This window comes from Neptuniibacter sp. UBA6509 (assembly GCA_002435145.1).
Lineage (GTDB): Bacteria > Pseudomonadota > Gammaproteobacteria > Pseudomonadales > Balneatricaceae > Neptuniibacter.
Genome location: DJLT01000115.1, coordinates 1 through 21321, shown reverse-complemented (window position 1 = coordinate 21321; position 21321 = coordinate 1). Strand labels below are relative to the sequence as shown.

The window sequence follows — 21321 nt, the reverse complement described above, 5'->3', positions numbered from 1 at the left end:
ACTGTACACACTTGCATGGCTCTTCGGAGCCATGCTTCATTCAGGACAATGTGAATCTATTTCACATCCAATCAATACAATAATCGCCCTTCCCTTTTATAAACCGTACAACTTAATGAGTCATTATCTCTATAACTACTTCAGTCTTTACTGAATTTGCAAGGAAGCACTGCTCATGGGCCTGATGATGCATCTCCTCTAGCTGTTCAAGACTCGGTTGAAGTTCACCACTTAAAATAACCTCAGGCCGCAGCGTCACCTTAGTTATCGCTATTTTTCCGTCGGCACCCTTTCCCATCACGCCGACAGCCCTATCAGAGTATTGATCAATAACAAACTTAGCCGCTGCGGCAATTGAAAGAAAAAACAGCATATGGCAACTAGACAACGAGGCGATAAACGCCTCTTCTGGATCTACGTTCTCGGCTACTGAATAAGGCAGAGGTACTACGTGAGGGGAAGACGATGCAGGCACCGTAAAACCCCCATCAAAGCGCCATTCATGCGCACGACTGTAACGATTATCTATATAAGTTTCATTACGACCACGCTGCCAGACTATTTCAGCTAAATGCTCGGACATAAATACCACTCCCGCAAATTTCAGAAGGCTGACTGTCGCATAACTGCCGTATAACAGTCACTTAGAAAGCGCTTCTGTTGCTATTCTTGTTCATTAGCTTTTATCCGGCAGTCTTTAATTCAACAACTGTTTATCCCTCTACCTTTATTCCTCTACCTTTATTCCTCGGCTTTCTATTCATCAACAAGCTGGTCGCATTTATAGATCAACTCATCCGATTCGCCTAAGGTCTTGGCTAATTTTGGCAGCAGTTTTGACATTTTGTCGAACAGCCCCCAAGGCGGATTCACTACAATCATGCCTGATGAGGTCATTCCATGTTCATCCGAATCAGGGCGTACACCTAGTTCAAAACATTGGATATTCTTAATACCGCTGCGGATAAACTTATTCTTTAATTTATTAATCGTTGGCCGATCCACCACTGGATACCAAAGGGCATAAGTACCTGTCGCAAACTTTTTATGCGCCTTTTCAATGGCCGAAAAAACTTGGTTGTATTCGGTTTTAATCTCATACGAGGGATCTATCAAAACCAGCGCACGACGGCTTGCAGGAGGCATCAAACCATCCAACCCTTTTAAACCATCACTGCAAGCTACTTTTATTTTTCGCTGCCGGCTCGTGTTCATACAAAGCGTTTTAAAATCTTCAGGATGCAGTTCAAACAACCAAGCGCGATCTTGAGGGCGCAAAAAATACTTAGCAAACAAAGGTGAACCGGGATAAAAGTTTCCCTGCCCCTTATCATTATAAGAATTAACCACATCAAAATAGCGAGTTAACTCAGGGTATTCCTTTTGTTGTAACTTACCAATTCCACCTGCATGCTCCTCAAGTTTACGCGCCTGCGCAGACTTAAAGTTATAAAGCCCCGTGCCTGAATGCGTATCTATATACTCGAACGGTTTATCTTTCTTAGTCAGGTGTTCGAGTATCTCTACCGCAACAATATGCTTAAGGATGTCGGCAAAGTTTCCTGCATGAAATGAGTGTCTATAACTTAACAAAAGGGAATCTCTTTTTATAAATCGATTAAGAAAAAGGCTCTACGAATGTGAGTAGTTTACGTGTAAAAACAAAAACAAAAAATCAAAACCTAAACAATTACCCTTTTTATAAGTACGTACACCGCTTAAATAAAAAAGGGCTGATAGATCTCTCTATCAGCCCTTTAAAAAATCTAGACTGCTATTTATTTCTTCAACGGTACGATAAGCACAGGTCGCTTAGCGTTATTCATAACCTTAGTCGCTGTAGAACCCATCAGTGCATGACCTATTCCAGAGTGTGGGCGTGTACCCATCACAATAACATCTGCATCAATCTCGTTAGCAACTTCAACAATAGTTTCCCAAGGCTTGCCTTCACGAATAATAGAATTCACTTGAGCATCAGATAGCATCTCATTTTCTTCCAGCTCATCTGTGCAGAACTTATTAATACGTGTCTCTAACTTAGCTTTAAGGTCTACCAAGCTACTTTCATACATCTCACGCATACCCTCTTCTTTTAATAAAGATTGCAGCGCCATATTTTGTTGATGCTCACTTTCAAGTACGTGCAGGTAAGTGATTTGAGCATTGTATTGCCCACACAAACTCACTGCAGCACGAAACGCTGGACGAGAGCCTTTTTCAATATCGGATGCGTAAAGAATTTTTTTAACGTCAGGAATCATGTTTAACCTCATTCGATCTCGAATGGTTATTTAATCAGACCAAGCAGGCGCATAACCTACTTGGCCTTTTGATGATCTAAGAACGATAGAGTAGTTCTGGTAAGAACAAGGAGATTGATGAGAAAGCAACAATCAGCGCTAGACGGAAGATATCCGCACACCAGAAAGGAGTCACTCCTTTGAAGATAGTACTGGCTTTAACATCACGCAGTACCGCACTGAGCACGAACACATTCATCCCCACGGGAGGTGTTATCAAACTAATTTCTGTCACGACAACAACTACAATACCAAACCACACCAGATCAAAGCCGAGACTCTGAACAAGCGGGAAGAAGATTGGCACTGTTAACAGCAGCATCGATAAACTCTCGAACACCATACCAAGTACAATGTAGATGCCTAGAATAACTAAAATAACCATCATTGGAGATACATCGAGGTTTGTAACAAACTCAAGTAGCTCAGCAGGCAAACCTGCACGGTTAATAAAGTTAGAGAAGATCAGTGCACCAATCACTACACCGAACAACATAGTCGTTGTCCGCGCTGTGTCTGAAAGGATATCGAACATCGCTCCCCATGTTAGGCTCCTACGCAGCAATGCGATAAAGAAAGCACCACCTGCGCCAATACCTGCAGCTTCGGTCGGCGTGAATACACCTAAGTAGATACCACCCATAACAATCGTAAACAGAGCTAGAACACCCCACACACCATTCAGTGCTTGAAAGCGCTCAGGCCATGTCATTTTCTCGCCACAAGGTCCTGCAGAGGGATCACGCCATACAACATAACGCACAGCAACCAAGTACAGAAGAATACCTAAGAAGCCAGGGATGAAACCCGCTGCAAACAGTTCACGAATACTCGTTTCGGTTAACAAACCATAGATAACCAAAATTACACTTGGTGGAATTAAGATACCTAAGGTTCCGCCCGCTGCGATAGAAGCCGTTGCAAGTGAATCTGCATAGCCATATTTACGCATTGGAGGCATAGCCACTTTAGCCATCGTTGCCGATGTTGCTAGGCTAGATCCACAAATAGCAGAGAAACCACCACAAGCCACAACTGTCGCCATGGAAAGACCACCCTTACGATGCCCCAAGAACGCATAAGACGCGCGATAAAGCTCCTGAGACAAACCTGACTTAGTAACAAAGTTACCCATCAGAATGAAGAGTGGGATGACAGAAAGGCTGTATTCTTGTGCTGTATCGATAACACGCTTAGATGCCATCGAAAGCGCACCATTCCAGCGGAATTCCATAATATTATCGAAAGACAATCCCTGCATGTACGCGAAACCAAAAAAGCCCACAAGGCCCATCGCAAAAGCGATTGGTACACGTACAACTACGATAATCAGCAGTAATATAGCAAAGCCGGTTAATGCAGTAATCATACTGAAAATACCTGTTGCGTTAACAACGCATAATAAACATTAAACTGTACTTAACAAGTTAAGTATTTGAAGTAAATTCAAATCACTTCTTATCTAAGAACAGGATTCGGTATACGCCGTAGGTAATCATGGCGCCAGCCGTTACCCAACTCATTATGGCAATATACTGAACAATATAAGCTACCGGAAACTGAAGGTACTCTGACACTTCACCACGACGAAGTGAACGTTCAGCAAGTTCGAAAATACGAACAGCTAAGAAATAGAGTGAAGTTGACATAACAAACGCAGAAAATAGCGCCAATGCCTTTATCAACTTACTACCTAAAGCTTTATCAAGAATATCAACAATGACATGCCCACCACGCCAAGTGACAATCGGCATCTCAGCGAATACGATGATGGCGATCCCCATCTCTGTCAATTCGGTAGTACCGTCAACAGCGTTACCCATGAAATACCGACCGAATACATCAGCACAGGTCAGCATCATTAAGAAAAACAGTGTTAAGGCCGCAATCAACTCTAGAAAAAAGGCCAGCCATACGACTGGCCCTTTTTCTTCGTAGTGCGCTGTAACCCAGGCACTAAAAGCCATAAAAGACTCCTACTTATTTACTAAAAGCGAGTATGACTTACTTGTAGCTGCGCGCAACTTCACGCAGTTCAGTCAATGCAGCTTTTGCATCAACACCACGATCAGCTACAGATTTCAGGAACGCTTCATCCATACCTTTAGTTAAAGCGACAAATTCATTTGCAAGTGCATCGCCTTCTTTAACCATAGTGATGTTTACGCCTGCGTCTTTAGAAGCTTCCAGACCTGCTGCATCACCTGCATCCCAAGCTTTACCAGCCATCGCAGATAGTTTCTCGCCAGAAACACTCATGATCGCGTCACGATCTTTAGCATCAAGGTCAGCTAGGAAATCTGGATTCATGAAGATACCGAAACTACCTAAGTACATGCCACCTGGTAGTGCAACAACGTTAGTTGCAACTTCTTTAAGACGTAGAGACTTCTGCTCACCCATTGGGATGAAGACACCGTCGATAACACCTTGCTGCATCATTTCGTATACTTTCGGTGCAGGTGCACCTACTGCAGTAACGCCCATACGGTGACCGATTTCACCCTGAACACCACCGCCTAAACGGATCTTCTTACCTTTAAGATCAGCAAGGGATGTAACAGGCTTAGCCATTTGAATCTGGCCTGGTCCATGTGTGAACAAACCGATAACTTCTAGGCCATCATGCTCATTCGCTTTTGCGAAGTATTTGTTATGAATCTTCCAGTGAGCAACAGATGCCGCTTCAGCGCTTGTACCTAGAAGAGGCTGTTCAACTGCTTGAGTCAGTTTAAAACGACCCGGCACATAGCCGTGGTAGGAGAACGATGCGTCAACTACGCCATCTTCTACTAATTCAAACATTGTTTTTGGGTGTCCCATGCCGTACTCAATGGCAACTTTTACGCGACCTTCAGTCGCTTCTTCAACCCATTTAGACCATGTTGGCCAAACAACCGCGTTCTGTGGATGTGTAGGTGGTAACCAGCTAGCGACACGTAATGTAGTCTCTGCTGCAGCCTGACCTGCAACACCCATGAACAAACCGATCGCAAGCGCTTTCTTAAAATTCATATTATTTCCTCTATTTATCATTTTTTATTATTAAGTGCTAAATATGTTAACTATCTAAAAAGCAATAAACACCTCTCGGCATCTCTTAATCTTTAGACTAATACCCTTAAACCATGCTAGCCGTCTCATCTTACTTAACATGGCTTACGGCTATCTAAATTAACTATCTACTGTTGAAAATAGGATCAGTATTTAAAGAATAACTGATTTAAATCATTATATCCTGATACTTTAACGATACACAATAATACTATTTATGTATCACTTATCTTTTTTTGCTAATTTCTCATGAATGTTGTTTTTACGATAGTTACGCTCAGGGTGCAGCTCAACCATCTCAAATCCGATACTCATATAGCGTCGATCAAATACAGGCTGTAACACTTCAGTAAAAACATCGAACACTTTATCCGACGCTTCCTTTAAAACTTCCGCCTCTCGCCCTGCACCTACTTTAGCGGTCAGATGCACGAACGTATTCTCAGGGTCGCCTTCAGCAACACGAAAATGCTCACAGCGTACTGCACGTGTACGAATCCCACCGATAGGAAATACTCCCGTTGCTATCGCCGCAGCATTGAGTTTTTCAAAAAGCGCTGGAATATCCAGATCGTCATCAAGGTTCGCAGAATACTCCATTATAAAATGCGGCATTTACGTCTCCTTTATAGATAGATGTCACGATAGTTAAAAAGCCGTGGTCCGGTTTACCAGACCACGGAACGCACTATCGAACAATAAACTGTTACTTAAACCTTAACGGCCTAATACCGGTACGGAGTGAAGATCGTGTGCGATGCAGACGTTTTTAGTTTCCATATAGAAATCAAAACTCCAGTCACCACCATCGCGACCAATGCCCGACATTTTCACACCACCAAACGGTGAAGGTAGGTTACGGTTATTTTCGGAGTTAACCCACAACATACCCGCTTCAACTTTGTCAGCCATACGCATTGCACAGCCTGTATTACTTGTCCAAATATAACCGGCAAGACCGTAAATAGTGTCATTAGCCAGAGCAATCGCCTGCTCTTCAGTCTCAAACTCAATCGCAGTTAGCACAGGACCAAAAATCTCTTCTTGCGCAATACGCATGTTGTTTGCTGCTTCAACAAACAGAGTCGGTGTCACATAGTTACCTGGACCCATCTCATCACGTAGTGACTTACCGCCAACAGCGACAGTCGCACCATCTTCTTTGGCAATATCAAAGTAACTTGTTACTTTGTCATAATGCCCTGTATGCACTAACGGACCCACTTCTGTCGCTGGATCAAGAGAGTGGCCTACCGTCAAATTAGCAACACGTTCTTTCAATGCCGCTAAGAACTTATCCTTAATACCGCTCTGAACCAACAAACGGCTTGAGCTTGTGCAGCGCTGGCCATTTAAACTATAGATCATGAAAACGACCGCATCTAAAGCACGGTCGAAATCAGCATCATCAAACACGATCACTGGGTTTTTACCACCCAATTCAAGGTGCAAACGCTTCAACGTATTAGCAGTTTGGGCTTGAATCTTTTTACCTGTTGCAGAATCGCCCACTAAAGCTACTGCTTTAATTTCTGGGTTCTCTGTAAGCGCTTTACCTACAACTGTGCCGAAACCATTAACCATGTTCCAAACACCTTTTGGCAAACCTGCGGCTTCCGCACATTCAGCCAAAATTGCCGCTGTCAGAGGGCTTAGTTCTGCTGGTTTATGAACAACTGTACAGCCCGCTGCCAATGCTGGCGCTATTTTCCATGTGGATAACATGAAAGGAGTATTCCAAGGCGTGATAACCGCCACCGGACCAATCGGGTTACGAACAGTATAGTTAGTGTGCTGATCTTGATGTAAAGATAGACCATTACGTGCTTCAGGCGCTTTATCTGCGAAGAAGCGGAAGTTAGCAGCACCACGGATAGCCGCTTGACGCATAAAGCGAATTGGCTGACCGCAATCCATAGACTCAACCATTGCGATCTCTTCTGCACGCTTTTCTAGCTCATCACCCAACTTGTGTAGGATTTTCTTACGTGCAGCACCTGGCATTGCGGCCCAATCCGCAGCTGCCGCAGCAGCAGCATCACAGGCAGCGTTTACATCAGCTTCACTACCCTGAACGACTTTGCCTAGAAAGCTCTGATCAGTTGGTGTTGTGTTATCAAACGTCGTGCCTTCACTACCTAGCGTCCATTCACCATTAATGTAGTGACCTAAAGTATTCTCTTTAAAACGAGCTAAGTAGCCTTCGGCTTTAGCGACATTCTGTTGAAGTTGTTCACTCATCTGTTATCTCCTAACTCGTCTTAGTATTTGTCGCCGTAAAATTCTTGTTCAGAAACAATATACGTTTCTAGAGCACCAATTTTTTCAATTTCACACACAACCTTATCACCAGGCTGCATATCTTTAAGACCTTCTGGTGTGCCTGTCGCAATCATATCGCCCGGCTTAAGCGTCATGATTTTACTTAGATATTCGACCAAGAATGGAACATCAAAAATGATGTCAGCTGTAGAACCGTCTTGTGTTAGCTCACCATTCACATGCGTAGTCACACGCAGATTAGTGATATCACCTACATCTTCTTTATCGATCAACCAAGGGCCGATCGGCAGCAAAGAGTCGCGACTCTTAACACGAAGATTTGGACGGTAGTAATTTTCTAGGTAATCACGGATCGCAAAGTCATTACATACGGTATAACCCGCTACGTAATCCATCGCATCTTCACGAGAGATGTTTTTACCCTCTTTACCGATAACCGCCACCAGCTCACATTCGTAATGCTGAAAATCGATGTTATCTGGACGGTAAGCGTTCTGCTTATGACCCGTAAGCGTATTTGCACCTTTAAGGAAAACAAGCGGCTCTTTTGGTGGTTCAAACGCTAGTTCACGAGCATGATCGGCATAGTTCAAACCCAGCGCAAAAATAGTGCCCGGTTCTTTAATAGGACTTAACCAAGTAACATCGGATTCATTTATCAATTGACCATCAGTTTTAGATTTAAGCTGACCCGTTGTTGCAAAAGAATCTTCTACAGTAACGTCAAGTTCAGCGCCGTTAAGCTGTCCAGAACCAGTAAATAGTACGCGTGCATGTTTCATCGTTTATCCCCTTAAGCTCGGCCAACAACGTTATTCAGTTCAATCACACCTGCAATAGCAGAACTTACTTTGTCACCCTGCTTCACTGGTGCACGCTGACCTGGGAAACCAATTGCGATTACATCGCCTGGCTGCAACGTCATAATGTATGAGATTGTGCTAATCAGTTCTGCAACACTGCGTACCATCTGAGAAACCGGCATTTCATGCACCGTTTCACCATTAACTTGAGTCGTTACTGTTAACGCCTGCGGATCAGAAATATCAGACGCAGGAATAACAACAGAGCCGATCGGGGCACTACCATCAAGGCACTTACCTTTGATGTCTGGACGGTAGTAAGTCAGTTCTGGTAAAGAGAAGTCATGAACCAGTGTATAACCACCTACATACTTAAGGGCTTCGTCTTGACTCACACGACAGCACTCTTCACCAAAAACAACAGCTAAAGAAGCACCAACAACCATGCTATCGACAGCCTGACCTTCATTCGTCGCCCACTCAACAGAAGCACCATCCGTACTCCATGTATTGTGTGTCTTAAAATAAAGAACCGGCTGCGTTGGCGCGCTTTTGTAGGGCGCTTCATTAAATTCAGCTTGCATCGCTTCGAACTGATTAGCATCGTTCAACGCAACACAGACCAACTTTCCTTTAACAATTGGATTGTTTGTCATGATCTAAAAACCTATAAAAATAATCTGTTAAAAAATGCTGTTAGTAACCACTAGACTGATTCTTATCAGCATCTGTCTGGCTAACTTTATTCGAGCCTGACTTAAAGCTTTCAGCTAGCTGTTTAGCAGCATTACCTAGCAAAATAGTATCCACTCCAATGCCAACAAATTTCGCGCCTTTCTCAACATAGTCGTGAGCCTTGGCAGGATTAATACAAAGTAAGCCACCAGCTTTCCCTGCATCATTAATAATCTGTAAACCGTTCTCGATAGCTGCGACAACTTCTGGATGATCAGGATTACCTATATGACCCATTGAAGCTGAAAGATCAGATGGGCCAATAAACACGGCATCTACACCATCCACCGCTGCAATATCTTTGAGATTTTTCATTGCTGTGACGGTTTCCGCTTGAACAATCAGGCAGATCTCGTCATTAGCTTTTTGCAGATAACCTGGAATGCGATTCCAGTTAGCGGCACGCGCTAGGGAACTACCTAAACCACGAACCCCCTGTGGCGGATATTTAACCGCTTTAACTAACTCTTCTGCTTGTTCCGCCGTATCGCACATTGGTATCAACAATGTTTGTGCACCGATATCCAATAAGCGTTTTAGCAGCGCTGTACGCCCTTCTTCAGGACGTACAATTGCTGGCACACCGTAAGGTGCAATCGCCTGTAAATGGCGCATCGTCGAGTCAAGTTCAAAAGGTGCATGTTCGCTATCTATCAGCAACCAATCAAAACCAGCACCAGCAACAATCTCTGCACATGAGGAATCAGGCAAACCCAACCAAAGACCCCACTGCGTATCATCACCTTTAAGTGCTTTCTTAAATTTATTAACTGGAAGTTCCATTACGCTCTTCTCTATCTACGTTTGATCGCGAAATTAACTTAAACAAACTTAACCGAGATACCGCCCAATGGGCCGTAATCCGCATGTACCGTATCACCCGCTTTCACAGGAACAGGACGTGTAAATGAACCCGCCAACACAACCTGACCTGGCTCTAATGCAACACCGTGAGGGGCAAAACGTTTACATACCCAGCAAATGCCGTTAGCAGGATGACCTAGCACACCAGCAGCCACACCGGTTTCTTCGATTTGGCCGTTTAAGTAAAGCAGTGCTCCCGCCCAACGCAAATCAATATCCATCGGTTTAATAGGACGACCACCTAAGATGATGCCTGCATTGGCAGCATTATCAGAGATAGTGTCTAGTACTTTGCGGGTATAGCCTGTTTCAGGGTCAGTACGGTGACAACGAGCGGCAATCAACTCAATCGCAGGAACAACATAATCAGTCGCATTAAGAACGTCGAAAATGGTTACGTTCTCGCCTTCAAGACGATCTTTAAGAACAAACGCTAATTCAACTTCGATACGAGGATCTAAAAAGTCAGATGCTTTAATCTCTGCACCATCATTAAAGAACATATTATCGAGTAGAACACCGTAATCAGGCTCATCAATATTCACGGCCATCTGCATAGCACGCGATGTGAGACCAATTTTATAGCCTTTAACAGAAGCACCTTCCTCAATCTTGCGGTCAACCCATGCTTTCTGAATCTTATAGGAATCGTCCATAGTCATTTCAGGGTATTCAAGCGTCAGCGCCGCAATCTGCTTACGTTCGTTCTCAGCTTTATAAAGGCGATCCGCTGCGTTCTTAATCTGTTCCGGAGTTAACATAAACGTCCTCGTTTCTCTAACTAGGTGAAGCATATAAGATGTCGCTTCAAAGCAATTCAGCTACCTATTTATCGTCTATTGATTTACCTAGACGCAAAACATAAGTAACATGTTAATTACAATATACTTAATATATTAACGAATATCCAGCACTAATTTTTAAGTACTTAGAAAGTTTCACTTTTATCCTGCGTTTACTGCGAAAGGCTTCAAAAAATAATGAGCATATTAACCCTAAGGGAATCAGCCCTAACCCATTGGCCAGGAAGAAAAATATCTGGCCTAGTGCTCTTTATGATGTGGGTATTTTCACTCGCTAGCAATTTTCTATCCTCAGAGTTAATCCCCATTGCAACAGCATTGGGCTGGCTATTTGTAGCAATAGAACTGCCTAGGCTGGGAAAAAAACAACGCCCCCTCATTCTTATTTTGCTAACCGCTGGCGGCTTATGCACCCTACTTGCTTGGTCATACGGCTCCACCGAATCACTTTTAGAATTGCTAGATGAACATCTAAAACTGGCGATGCTATTAACAGCTATCACATTTATAAGCATGGCTATCAAACCCGAAGCCAGTACCACTCAAAAAGGATTTAAGAGTTTCATCAGTACATTTTTAGGTATGCACTTTTTCTCTTCCGTCGCTAACTTCTCATCAATACCCGTCGTCGGGGATCAGGTCATGCGAAAAGGGACTATAGATAGACTTTCACAAAGCATACTGTCTCGGGGCTTCAGCTTATCTGTATTATGGTCACCCTTTTTAAGTATCACGCCACTCGTTCTGGAACAGGTTCCGGGAGCTGAAGTTAAGAGCATCTACCCTTATTCAATTCCTTTAGCGATTATCGGTATTTTATTCACGGTCTTTGAAGCACGTTATCGTTATAAGAGCCGCTTTAACCTGTATCAAGGCTATCCGATGAAACTGTCCACGCTTCATCTACCTATCTTCCTTATTACCAGCGTATTAATATTGACCTGGTTATTTCCAAATACTTCAACCGTTGTGATGGTTTCGATCGTGGCTGTTTTGATCCCACTTATGCTTATTACAATAAAAGAAGGTTTAAGCAATGCAGGTGTTAAAACCCATCAACACATTTTCACCCGCCTCAGTGAAAGCCGAACTGAAATTTCACTCTTCTTAAGCGCGGGCCTTCTCGCTGCAAGTGTAAAAGCTTGTATAACTGTCGGCTTAATCAGCCTTCCGTTTACCGAGACCAATGCTACCGTCGCCTCGACTATACTTGTCGCTATCATTGCTATAGCGTCACTGGGGATAAACCAACTGGCTGTAGTAGCGATTTTTGCAGGCTTATTAGCTGATGTAACGACTACACCAACGCTTATGGCTGTGACATATATTTATGCAACCGCGTTGTCGATGTTTACCAGTGTATTCAGCGGCACCAACATGATTTTGCGGGCACGCTACAGCTGCACAACAAAAGAGATTTTAAGAAACCAGCTCCCATTTACCTTAATAATGATACCTATAGGCATATCAGTGTTATTCCTTATGGAGTCTCTAGGTGTAAAGTAAGCGGAAGTGAATGAAATCCACAAAATTTAGATAGCCTTCTAAGCGAAGTTAAGTAACTTTCATTAGGCTTTAAAATCGGTTCCATTAAAAATCAATCACTAACTGAAAATAATAATTTATACGACGACTCAGAGGTCAAAATGATAAAAGTATATGGCAGCGTTTATTCTCGCGCGTGTATGGTTATGTGTGTACTGGAAACATTAGGTTTGGAATATGAAATCATTCCACACCTTCCGAAAGGAACAGAGATCAAAGAAGACGCCTACCTAGCAATGAACCCTGCAGGTAAAGTTCCTACGCTAATCGATGGCGAATTAGTCCTTTGGGAAACTCAAGCTATCCTATTTTATCTTGCTGAAAAATACGGCCAAGGCGAACTATGGGGCAATACCCCTGAAGAGGTCGCTGATATTTATCGCTGGTCTCTATTTGTCAGCAATCAGCTAGAACTGTTTGCACTGGATCTGTTTTTACAACACAAATTTGTGAAGGAAGAGGATAGAGATGCGGCCATTATCGATCGCGCTAATAACGAACTTGATCGTTTCATGCCTATTCTAGAGACTCACTTAGACGGAAAAGAGTTTGTATCGGGCGGGAAACTAACGGTTGCTGATATTCATGGTGCAACGATTCTATCTTGGGCAAAATTAGTTGGTTACAACTATAAACGCTTCCCTAATGTTGATGCTTGGATCAAACGCCAGATCAAATCAGAAGCACAGCAAAAAGTTAACGCCAAAGCGTAAGCTTCTCAGGACGGCTCAAAACAAAAAAGCCATCGTTAATACGATGGCTTTTTAAAATACTCATAGTGCAAACAAGCTTATACGTCTTTATCTTTCCCTAAAGACAATAGCCATAGCGAAACCATTGCTACGCCAGCAAAACCAGCAAGAACAATGAGTGGCATAGCGGCATAGCCTAGAACATGCCAGATGATTGATTCTAAATTACTCATTCGGTTGCTCCCTTAATTACCAGCCGTCTACTTCGCTCATGTCAGGCAGTTTATGTGCGATACCTTTATGACAATCAACACACGTTTTCTCACCTTTCGCTAAAGCTGTTGAGTGCTGTTTAGCACTACGTGGGCCTTGCTCAGAGAAATCCATGTAATCGAATTCATGACAGTTACGACACTCTTGTGAATCGTTTTGCTTCATACGGTGCCATTCACGACCCGCAAGATAACCACGCTTAGCCTTGAACTTTTCTTCAGTATCAATAGTGCCAATTGCGAAAGCAAATAACTCTTTTGATGCCTGCACTTTACGTACAATTTTGTCGCTCCAATTATGAGGAACATGGCAATCAGAACAGATTGCACGTACACCCGAGCGGTTAGAGTAATGAATAGTCTCCTGTATCTCCTTCACAATCGGAGCGTGACAAGAGGAACAAAACTCTTCCGAGTTAGTCGCTTCCATTCCAGTGTTAAATGCCCCCCAAAACAGAAGCCCTCCAAGGAAACCCATAAACAAAACCACACCTGCGGCGGCTTTACTCGGCGTACTCAGCCGCTTCCAAAACGCTTTAAAAATCTTCATATATAGCCTCTCTCGTTATCTCGGCTATTGATTAGCGCAAAGAATCAACACGTTGGAAGGTGTTCTCAATCAAAGGCTTCGCATCTGCTTGAGGTACATGACACTGCAGACAGAAGTAACGACGAGGAGAAACATCAGACAACACTTGATCTTCACGGTTAACGTAATGAGTTACACTAATTTTTGTCGCGTTCATCTCTTTAGCATTTTTCCAGCTATGACAAGCTAGGCATTTATTCGCATTTAACGAGACTTCGTAATTACGAATAGAATGCGGTACTAAAGGTGGCTGATAAACGTAGTCGCTCTCCAATGTATGATCTTTTGGGTAGCGTTTAAAATCATCCGCTGGGCGCGTAGTTTCCAATTCACTGGCACCACGAAGTGATTCCACTCCACCAATACCACCGGGGTTGCTGTTGACAGCATCTTCCGCTTGTAGCACGCCAGTAAACAGCACTCCGGCTGACATTAGCGCAATAATGAATTTTTTCATCTTTGTTTCTCCGCCTTATGGCTAATTCTTTATATTGGCCATACCAAACCTTAAGTTGAGTACAGCCAATATGATCTGATTAACAGGGCTAGCAATTAACCGATAGGGTTAAGCAACCTTAGTAATTTTTACTGGGCACTTTTTGAAATCCGTCTGCTTAGACAGAGGATCGGTAGCGTCCAGAATCAACTTGTTAATCAAAATACGTGCATCAAAGAATGGTACGAAGACCAACCCTTTTGGTGGACGGTTACGACCACGTGTTTCAACACGCATGCGTACTTCACCACGTTTGTTGGCAATCAATACCTCATCACCACGACGTAAACCACGAGATTTAGCATCTTCAGGATGTATGTAACAAAGCGCATCTGAAACCGCTTTATACAATTCAGGAACACGACGCGTCATTGTGCCGGTGTGCCAATGTTCAAGCACACGACCTGTACATAACCATAAATCATGTTCTGAATCAGGCACTTCAGGTGGTGCTTCATAAGGCGCTGAAATAATTAGTGCTTTGCCATCAGGTTTACCATAAAACTCAAAACCAGCACCCTCACTAACATATGGATCAGAACCTTCAGCAAAGCGCCAAAGCGTTTCTTTGCCGTCTATTACAGGCCAACGCAAACCGCGTACCTGATGGTAAGTATCGTAAGGCGCTAAATCATGTCCATGATCACGACCAAATTCTGCATACTCTTCAAACAGACCTTTCTGAACATAGAAACCCTGAGAATGAGCATCATCGTTCAGTTCTTTCGCTTCAGAGATTGGAAACTTGTCGACCTGACCGTTTTTATAAAGCATGTCGTACAATGTTTTGCCACGATATTCTGGGGCAGCAGCTAACAGTTCTTCGCTCCAAACGTCTTCCATAGTGAAACGTTTAGAGAACTCCATCAGCTGCCATAAATCAGATTTAGACTCTCCGACCGTACCCACCTGCTGATACCATGCTTGAGTACGACGCTCTGCGTTACCGTATGCGCCCTCTTTCTCTACCCACATCGCTGTAGGAAGAATAAGATCCGCAGCCTGAGCCGTTGCTGTTGGATAAGGATCAGAACAAACAATGAAATTGTCAGGATTACGGTAACCCGGTAGACGCTCATTATTAATATTTGGACCGGCTTGCATGTTGTTGTTACACATAATCCAGTAAGCATTCAACTTACCGTCTTTTAGCATGCGGTCTTGTAGTACAGCGTGATAGCCTGGTTTTGGTGGAATCGTACCTTCAGGTAGCTTCCAGATTTTTTCTGCATAAGCACGATGCTTCGGATTTTTAACAACCATATCCGCAGGTAAACGGTGCGCAAATGTACCCACTTCACGTGCAGTACCACACGCTGACGGCTGACCAGTCAATGAAAACGGACTGTTACCCGGTGTTGAAATTTTGCCTGTTAACAAATGAATGTTGTAAACCAGGCTATTCATCCAAACACCACGGGTATGTTGGTTCATCCCCATTGTCCAAAGTGACATCACTTTGATATTTGGATCCGCATACTGCTTAGCAAGCTTAATTAGTTTCTCAGTTGGAACACCTGAAATTTCAGATGCTTTTTCAACTGTGTAAGGCGCAACAGACGCTTTGTATTCTTCAAAATCAATTGAAGTCATCGCGCCTTTATTCGGGTTTTTAGCCTGTTTTTGTAACGGATCATCGTCACGTAGACCATAACCAATATCCGTAGTCGCCTGCTTAAAATTGGTATGTTTATTAACAAACTCCCAATTAACCGCATCATTTTCAATGATGTAGTTAGCTATAAAGTTAGCAATAGCTAAATCTGACTGAGGTTCAAAAATATAACCGTCATCGGCTAGCTCAAACGAACGATGCGTATAAGTAGAGAGTACATTTACTTTAACGTGAGGATTACTTAAACGACGATCAGTAACTCGCGTCCACAGAACTGGGTGCATCTCGGCCATGTTCGACCCCCAAAGAACGAAAGCATCAGCATGCTCAAAATCATCGTAACAACCCATCGGTTCATCAATACCGAAGGTACGCATGAAACCACCTACAGCAGATGCCATACAGTGACGTGCGTTTGGATCGATATTATTTGAACGGAAACCTGCTTTCATCATTTTTGCAGCAGCGTAACCTTCCATTACAGTCCACTGACCTGATCCGAACATGCCTACGCCCGTAGGGCCAATATCTTTAAGCGCTTTCTTCCACTTTTCAGCCATTACATCGAAAGCGGTATCCCAAGATACCGGCGCAAAATCACCATCTTTATGATATTGGCCATCTTTCATTCTCAACAATGGCGTATCCAAGCGGTCCTTTCCGTACATGATCTTTGAAAGGAAATAGCCTTTAATACAGTTAAGGCCTTTGTTTACCGGTGCTTCAGGATCGCCTTGAGTCGCGACAACACGACCATTTTGAGTTCCCACTAGAACCGAGCAACCCGTACCACAAAAACGACAAGGGGCTTTATCCCACTTTATTGCAGTTTCTTTTGAACTTGCGATCAAGTTAGTAGCTGACGCAGGTAATGATACACCTGCGACCGTTGCCGCGGATGCAGCTGCGTTTGCTTTAACAAACGCACGTCTTGTCATTTTCATGCTTTCCCCTCAGTACTTACAATTTCTTGATCAAATGTTTCTAGGTCCGATTCAATTTGATGAAAAACCAAAGCGGTATTCAGGACATTTGGTAAGTTATTTATTACATCAATGGTGTCGGTTACATAACCTTGGTTTTCGGTCTCAAGCACGACAATAATCTTGCCCTCTTTGCTATCTCCGTAAACCTCTGCACCATCTAACTCTTCAATAGTAGATTTAGTTTCCGTTAAAAACTCAGGCGGAACATGTACTACTAAACTGGATATATGCACTTCATTTAGTGCCATAAACTATTATCTCTTTTATTTTTGATGTTCAATTAGGATAGCCGTGCTTGGACAAACCGCCACACACGCCCCACAACCATTACAATCCTCTAAGCTAATTACCGGCATGGCGACACGCCCCGCACTTAACTGAAATTGAATAGCCATAGGCTCACACATATCACCACAGCTACGACATTCAACTTGCTGATGCGCTAAACACCCTGCTTGTATATTCGCTTTTGCATTCCAAGGGCGCTGTTCTACAGCAGTGAATAACTGTTCAGGGCAGGCCTCTGCACAGCGATAGCAGAACGTACATTCCCCTCTGGAGAAATCGATTGTCGGAAATCCACCATCACCCTTCACAATAATGTTGGTCTCACATGCATCGCTACAGTCACCACATCGTGTACAACCTTGAATAAACGACTCAGTATCCTTTAGCCATGGCAACCTTATTGAATCTTTATCAACTTCCTGACGAGTAAAGAGTCGTCTTTTAGTGAGATCTACCACTTATTGCCTTTAACCTTATTTTCTTTCATTGATTAAAGAATATAGAGATCAGAAACGATTGATAGCATTATCATCGCGCGCAGCACTAGTAATAGCTTTCTCTTGATATACATCAAGATTGATCACTTATTAACCACACATAAAGAAGGGTAAAGCATTGATTTGAAAGGATCTTATTAGAAACTCCTAATATATGTAATACTTATACATATTGAAAATTATAGTGCAATCAAATGGCAATTTAAGAGCGAATTTTGGAAGAAATTCCTGATCGCAAAAAGCATGTTTACCTATGCTCCCCAACTCCCAGTAGCACACTGCTTACATACTTTAAAACAGCATATACTGGAATTCAGTCTGCACTCTCGCTCTAGTTAAACAATCATTGACTACACTGTTTTTATCGCCCCCCCCTTTAACGACACTCAGTAAACAACATACTAAGGAGTCACCTATGCTCACTAGCAACTGGATTCTAACGGCTCAGTGCCCCAGTCAGTTGGGCACTGTTGATGATGTAATCGGCCATCTATATCAAAACCAACACTACATTGATGAACTGCACTCTTTTGATGACAGCAGTAGCCAACAATTCTCTATCTGCGTTAATTTTCGGGTGCAGAGGGGTTTGATGAAACTACATTTAAACAACCATTCGCGTTAAAGGCCGAGCCTTTTTCTATGCAGTGGACTCTCACTCCCCAAAGCCAAAAAACCAAGGTCATCATATTAGTATCTAAATTTGATCACTGCCTAAATGACCTCTTGTACAAATACAAAATAGGCCAACTAAATATTGAGATTCCAGCCATAATCTCTAACCACCCTGATTTAAAACCGCTCGCCGATTGGTACAACATTCCCTTTCATCACCTACCCATTAGCAAAGAGACTAAACAGCAACAAGAAGAGAAAATATGGGAGATTATCCAGAAAACAGAATCAGAGCTCGTCATCTTAGCGCGTTACATGCAGGTACTTTCACCCGCTATGTGCAAAAAACTTGAAGGCTGGGCTATCAATATTCATCACTCATTACTGCCCGGCTTTAAAGGCGCAAAGCCCTATCACCAAGCTTACGAAAAAGGGGTTAAAACAGTCGGAACCACTGCTCATTACATCAATGACGACCTAGATGAAGGCCCCATCATCACCCAAGGAATTGAGGCCGTAGACCATAGCTATTATCCAGAAGACCTTGTAGCTAAGTGGCAGGATATTGAGAGTAAAACCTTATCTAAAACTGTTAAATATCATACAGAAAGGCGCGTTTTTCTTAATAAAAACCGCACTGTAGTCTTTGCTGATTAATACCTTATAGGACTGACCAATGACTTCTGCACCAATATATGCAATTGACTTAAGGCCAGCCTCACATCTTTACCTTAGCTTAGTATATGCTTAGCAAAATCCTGCACACGTATTTTTTCAATGTAAGCCAGCACATTTGGATGCTCAGCAACCTTAGCCTTTGCGACTTCAGATTTTTCAATATAATCAATAATTGGAATCAAAATCAGGTCAGCTGCAGTTAGCTCGTTACCACAAATATAAGGATTATCCGCTAGTTGATCGGCAACAACAGACAATGCGTTTTGGATACCCGGTATAGCAGCTTCCACTTTATCCATTCTTACTGAGCCGTTTTCCCCTTTAGGAAAGATAAATTCAAGCAGAACCTCACGCACTATTTCATGATCAACATAGATACCGCTGATACCACTCCACGCTTCAACTTGAGCTTGAGCATAAGGATCTGATGGGTATAGCTGTGTACCGCCATATTCATTTTCTAAGTAGTGCAGAATCGCAACGGTTTCAGGAATAGGACCTTGCTCGGTCAACAGAACTGGGAACTTTGTATATGGGTGAATCGCTTTATGACCCGGCGTATGGAAATCAACCGCTTCACCATCCACTTGAGTTGTGACTTCATAAGCTAAGCCTTTAAGCTCACACGCCATCATTACACTACGTACAAATGTGCTAAAAGAGGGGCCATAAATTTGAATTGGTTTTGCCATGATAGAACTCCCGTTTAATAAGTAATTGGCAACCACTTTATTCACTGACACAATATGTTCAAGAACATATTTTGAACCTATGCCATACTGCCGTTAACAAATACAAAGGAGTGTCTCCGGTGGGCTGGACAGCAGAACAGAAACAAGAAAGTCGTGAAAAGATAATCAACAGCGCTGCTGAACTTTTCACGAAAGATGGATTTGATAAAATCGCCATTAATGATGTAATGAAACATGCAGGCCTTACCCGTGGCGCTTTCTACAACCACTTCAGCTCCAAAAGTGAGCTCTATGCGGAAGCGATTTTAAGCGCTGCACATCAAGCTAAAAGCCATACACTTGATCGTTCAGGCTTCCAATTATCAGACATTATAGAAACCTATCTAAGCGATGCTCACCGCCAAGGTGACTTTTGCTGCCCCCTCGCCTTCCTTACAACAGACATACACCAACGGGACGACAAAGTCAGAGCGACCTACACCCGCGTGCTAAAAGGGTTCATCAATAGCATCCATGAATTTGACGAAACAGAAGGTAACATAGAAGAAGCAGAGGCTATAAAGAAAGCCGTACTCATGATTGGCGGTGTAGCAATCGCGCGCGCGGTTAACGAAGACGACTTCGCAGAACAGTTACTAAGCGCCTGCCGCGAGGGAGTGAATAGCCAATAGTAATAGAGGAAATAACTTGAACAGAAAACGGCCTCAAATGAGGCCGTTAACAGTAGATACTCATGCGCTTTAAGGCTCTATTTTCCCCAAGAGTCTCGCAAGCCAACAGTACGGTTGAAAACCAACTGCTCTGGCGTTGAATCCGAATCAACGCAGAAGTAACCGGTACGCTCAAATTGGTAACGGCTTTCTACAGCGGCATCCGCTAAACCAATTTCACAACGGCTGCCAGATACAACAACGAGCGATTCTGGGTTGATAAACTCGTGGAAATCACGTTCTTTATCACCATCCGGGTTCTCTTCAGTAAACAAGCGATCGTATTCACGTACTTCACAAGGGGCAGAGTTATCAGCAGACACCCAATGAACCACACCTTTCGCTTTGTAACCTACTGGCTTCTCACCTTTGGTCGCGGCATCATATGAACACTTAAGCTCTATGACATTACCTTCATCATCTTTAATGACTTCATCACAGGTAATAACGTAAGCACCACGCAAACGTACAGCAACACCTTGCGTTAAACGCTTCCACTTACGCGGTGGCACTTCTGCAAAATCATCCTGTTCAATTAGGATATTACGAGTGAAAGGTACTTTGCGCATACCCATCGTTTCATCTTTTGGATGATTAGGCAGCTCAAACCACTCTTCTAAAGCTTCATCATAGTTAGTAAGCGTAACTTTCAATGGGCGAACAACACACATGGCACGCGGTGCATTTTTATCTAGGTCTTCACGGACAGCGGCTTCCAGCATGCCCATATCCACCACACCATTTGAACGAGTCACACCGACCATTTCACAGAAGTTGCGCAATGATTCAGGTGTATAACCA

22 protein-coding genes and 2 pseudogenes are annotated in these 21321 nt (G+C 43.2%); 4 read left to right on the top strand and 20 right to left on the bottom strand.

The window, feature by feature from the left end; translation table 11 throughout:
* Positions 1-112: 112 nt before the first annotated feature.
* The 12 genes from B4K11_RS14310 to hpaH form a co-directional block, all read right to left on the bottom strand.
* Complete coding sequence (locus B4K11_RS14310) at positions 113-583, bottom strand: OsmC family protein (protein WP_292949979.1); 471 nt, start codon at positions 581-583, stop codon at positions 113-115.
* 173 nt (positions 584-756) lie between these two features.
* Positions 757-1593 carry a 23S rRNA (adenine(2030)-N(6))-methyltransferase RlmJ gene (locus tag B4K11_RS14305; protein ID WP_292949977.1) on the bottom strand — a complete coding sequence of 279 codons (837 nt, stop codon included), beginning with the start codon at positions 1591-1593 and terminating at the stop codon, positions 757-759.
* Between the two features lie 185 nt (positions 1594-1778).
* Positions 1779-2264 carry a universal stress protein gene (locus tag B4K11_RS14300; protein WP_292949975.1) on the bottom strand — a complete coding sequence of 162 codons (486 nt, stop codon included), beginning with the start codon at positions 2262-2264 and terminating at the stop codon, positions 1779-1781.
* A gap of 76 nt (positions 2265-2340) precedes the next feature.
* Entirely contained in the window at positions 2341-3672 is a 1332-nt protein-coding gene (locus B4K11_RS14295) for a TRAP transporter large permease (protein WP_292949973.1), read from the bottom strand.
* An 82-nt stretch (positions 3673-3754) separates the two neighbouring features.
* Positions 3755-4270 carry a TRAP transporter small permease gene (locus B4K11_RS14290; RefSeq protein ID WP_292949971.1) on the bottom strand — a complete coding sequence of 172 codons (516 nt, stop codon included), beginning with the start codon at positions 4268-4270 and terminating at the stop codon, positions 3755-3757.
* 37 nt (positions 4271-4307) lie between these two features.
* On the bottom strand, positions 4308-5318 hold the full coding sequence (locus B4K11_RS14285) for a TRAP transporter substrate-binding protein (protein ID WP_292949969.1): 1011 nt from the start codon (positions 5316-5318) through the stop codon (positions 4308-4310).
* Positions 5319-5579: 261 nt separating this feature from the next.
* Complete coding sequence (locus tag B4K11_RS14280; protein ID WP_292949968.1) at positions 5580-5972, bottom strand: 5-carboxymethyl-2-hydroxymuconate Delta-isomerase; 393 nt, start codon at positions 5970-5972, stop codon at positions 5580-5582.
* A 102-nt stretch (positions 5973-6074) separates the two neighbouring features.
* Positions 6075-7598 (bottom strand): 5-carboxymethyl-2-hydroxymuconate semialdehyde dehydrogenase, encoded by a 1524-nt coding sequence (gene hpaE, locus B4K11_RS14275; protein ID WP_292949966.1) that lies wholly within the window; start codon positions 7596-7598, stop codon positions 6075-6077.
* A gap of 20 nt (positions 7599-7618) precedes the next feature.
* Entirely contained in the window at positions 7619-8422 is an 804-nt protein-coding gene (locus tag B4K11_RS14270) for a fumarylacetoacetate hydrolase family protein (protein ID WP_292949964.1), read from the bottom strand.
* An 11-nt stretch (positions 8423-8433) separates the two neighbouring features.
* Positions 8434-9099, bottom strand: a complete 666-nt coding sequence (locus B4K11_RS14265; protein WP_292949962.1) for a fumarylacetoacetate hydrolase family protein — start codon at positions 9097-9099, stop codon at positions 8434-8436.
* Positions 9100-9139: 40 nt separating this feature from the next.
* The gene (gene hpaI, locus B4K11_RS14260) at positions 9140-9961 is read right to left on the bottom strand and encodes a 4-hydroxy-2-oxoheptanedioate aldolase (RefSeq protein ID WP_292949961.1); all 822 of its coding nucleotides are present in this window, start codon (positions 9959-9961) and stop codon (positions 9140-9142) included.
* A 38-nt stretch (positions 9962-9999) separates the two neighbouring features.
* Positions 10000-10803 carry a 2-oxo-hept-4-ene-1,7-dioate hydratase gene (gene hpaH, locus B4K11_RS14255; protein ID WP_292949959.1) on the bottom strand — a complete coding sequence of 268 codons (804 nt, stop codon included), beginning with the start codon at positions 10801-10803 and terminating at the stop codon, positions 10000-10002.
* A 219-nt stretch (positions 10804-11022) separates the two neighbouring features.
* On the opposite strand from hpaH, the gene B4K11_RS14250 reads away from it, so the two are divergent.
* Together B4K11_RS14250 and B4K11_RS14245 are read left to right on the top strand one after the other, a co-directional pair.
* Positions 11023-12351 carry a hypothetical protein gene (locus B4K11_RS14250; RefSeq protein WP_292949958.1) on the top strand — a complete coding sequence of 443 codons (1329 nt, stop codon included), beginning with the start codon at positions 11023-11025 and terminating at the stop codon, positions 12349-12351.
* Positions 12352-12491: 140 nt separating this feature from the next.
* Positions 12492-13103, top strand: a complete 612-nt coding sequence (locus B4K11_RS14245) for a glutathione S-transferase family protein (protein WP_292949956.1) — start codon at positions 12492-12494, stop codon at positions 13101-13103.
* Between the two features lie 77 nt (positions 13104-13180).
* Here B4K11_RS14245 and B4K11_RS14240 read toward each other — a convergent pair whose 3' ends face one another.
* The 6 genes from B4K11_RS14240 to napF form a co-directional block, all read right to left on the bottom strand.
* Positions 13181-13315 carry a TIGR02808 family protein gene (locus tag B4K11_RS14240; RefSeq protein WP_292949954.1) on the bottom strand — a complete coding sequence of 45 codons (135 nt, stop codon included), beginning with the start codon at positions 13313-13315 and terminating at the stop codon, positions 13181-13183.
* Between the two features lie 16 nt (positions 13316-13331).
* Positions 13332-13904, bottom strand: a complete 573-nt coding sequence (locus tag B4K11_RS14235) for a NapC/NirT family cytochrome c (protein WP_292949952.1) — start codon at positions 13902-13904, stop codon at positions 13332-13334.
* 31 nt (positions 13905-13935) lie between these two features.
* Positions 13936-14400, bottom strand: coding sequence for a nitrate reductase cytochrome c-type subunit (locus B4K11_RS14230; RefSeq protein ID WP_292949950.1), 465 nt, complete (start codon positions 14398-14400; stop codon positions 13936-13938).
* Positions 14401-14508: 108 nt separating this feature from the next.
* A complete protein-coding gene (gene napA, locus B4K11_RS14225) occupies positions 14509-16998 on the bottom strand; it encodes a periplasmic nitrate reductase subunit alpha (protein ID WP_292949948.1) in 2490 nt (829 codons plus the stop codon).
* A complete protein-coding gene (locus B4K11_RS14220) occupies positions 16995-17288 on the bottom strand; it encodes a chaperone NapD (RefSeq protein ID WP_292949946.1) in 294 nt (97 codons plus the stop codon). The genes napA and B4K11_RS14220 overlap by 4 nt, the downstream gene beginning before the upstream one ends.
* Positions 17289-17303: 15 nt before the next feature.
* The gene (gene napF, locus B4K11_RS14215; protein ID WP_292949945.1) at positions 17304-17786 is read right to left on the bottom strand and encodes a ferredoxin-type protein NapF; all 483 of its coding nucleotides are present in this window, start codon (positions 17784-17786) and stop codon (positions 17304-17306) included.
* A gap of 454 nt (positions 17787-18240) precedes the next feature.
* On the opposite strand from napF, the pseudogene purU reads away from it, so the two are divergent.
* Positions 18241-19097 (top strand): annotated as a pseudogene (purU, locus tag B4K11_RS14210) (formyltetrahydrofolate deformylase).
* Between the two features lie 74 nt (positions 19098-19171).
* Here purU and B4K11_RS14205 read toward each other — a convergent pair.
* The gene (locus B4K11_RS14205; protein WP_292949943.1) at positions 19172-19810 is read right to left on the bottom strand and encodes a glutathione S-transferase family protein; all 639 of its coding nucleotides are present in this window, start codon (positions 19808-19810) and stop codon (positions 19172-19174) included.
* A gap of 119 nt (positions 19811-19929) precedes the next feature.
* Here B4K11_RS14205 and B4K11_RS14200 point away from each other — a divergent pair, with 119 nt between their 5' ends.
* Positions 19930-20481 (top strand): TetR/AcrR family transcriptional regulator, encoded by a 552-nt coding sequence (locus B4K11_RS14200; RefSeq protein ID WP_292949941.1) that lies wholly within the window; start codon positions 19930-19932, stop codon positions 20479-20481.
* Positions 20482-20558: 77 nt separating this feature from the next.
* Here the strand turns inward: B4K11_RS14200 and B4K11_RS14195 are convergent.
* Positions 20559-21321: pseudogene (locus tag B4K11_RS14195) on the bottom strand (glutamine--tRNA ligase); the annotation flags it as partial.

Coding starts and splice junctions, on each gene's coding strand:
- hpaE (WP_292949966.1), bottom strand. CDS start 7,598: ATGAGTGAACAACTTCAACAGAATGTCGCTAAAGCCGAAGGCTACTTA.
- B4K11_RS14205 (WP_292949943.1), bottom strand. CDS start 19,810: ATGGCAAAACCAATTCAAATTTATGGCCCCTCTTTTAGCACATTTGTA.
- B4K11_RS14290 (WP_292949971.1), bottom strand. CDS start 4,270: ATGGCTTTTAGTGCCTGGGTTACAGCGCACTACGAAGAAAAAGGGCCA.
- B4K11_RS14240 (WP_292949954.1), bottom strand. CDS start 13,315: ATGAGTAATTTAGAATCAATCATCTGGCATGTTCTAGGCTATGCCGCT.
- B4K11_RS14300 (WP_292949975.1), bottom strand. CDS start 2,264: ATGATTCCTGACGTTAAAAAAATTCTTTACGCATCCGATATTGAAAAA.
- napA (WP_292949948.1), bottom strand. CDS start 16,998: ATGAAAATGACAAGACGTGCGTTTGTTAAAGCAAACGCAGCTGCATCC.
- B4K11_RS14310 (WP_292949979.1), bottom strand. CDS start 583: ATGTCCGAGCATTTAGCTGAAATAGTCTGGCAGCGTGGTCGTAATGAA.
- B4K11_RS14250 (WP_292949958.1), top strand. CDS start 11,023: ATGAGCATATTAACCCTAAGGGAATCAGCCCTAACCCATTGGCCAGGA.
- B4K11_RS14245 (WP_292949956.1), top strand. CDS start 12,492: ATGATAAAAGTATATGGCAGCGTTTATTCTCGCGCGTGTATGGTTATG.
- B4K11_RS14220 (WP_292949946.1), bottom strand. CDS start 17,288: ATGGCACTAAATGAAGTGCATATATCCAGTTTAGTAGTACATGTTCCG.
- B4K11_RS14235 (WP_292949952.1), bottom strand. CDS start 13,904: ATGAAGATTTTTAAAGCGTTTTGGAAGCGGCTGAGTACGCCGAGTAAA.
- hpaI (WP_292949961.1), bottom strand. CDS start 9,961: ATGGAACTTCCAGTTAATAAATTTAAGAAAGCACTTAAAGGTGATGAT.
- B4K11_RS14270 (WP_292949964.1), bottom strand. CDS start 8,422: ATGAAACATGCACGCGTACTATTTACTGGTTCTGGACAGCTTAACGGC.
- B4K11_RS14285 (WP_292949969.1), bottom strand. CDS start 5,318: ATGAATTTTAAGAAAGCGCTTGCGATCGGTTTGTTCATGGGTGTTGCA.
- hpaH (WP_292949959.1), bottom strand. CDS start 10,803: ATGTTAACTCCGGAACAGATTAAGAACGCAGCGGATCGCCTTTATAAA.
- B4K11_RS14265 (WP_292949962.1), bottom strand. CDS start 9,099: ATGACAAACAATCCAATTGTTAAAGGAAAGTTGGTCTGTGTTGCGTTG.
- B4K11_RS14295 (WP_292949973.1), bottom strand. CDS start 3,672: ATGATTACTGCATTAACCGGCTTTGCTATATTACTGCTGATTATCGTA.
- B4K11_RS14280 (WP_292949968.1), bottom strand. CDS start 5,972: ATGCCGCATTTTATAATGGAGTATTCTGCGAACCTTGATGACGATCTG.
- B4K11_RS14230 (WP_292949950.1), bottom strand. CDS start 14,400: ATGAAAAAATTCATTATTGCGCTAATGTCAGCCGGAGTGCTGTTTACT.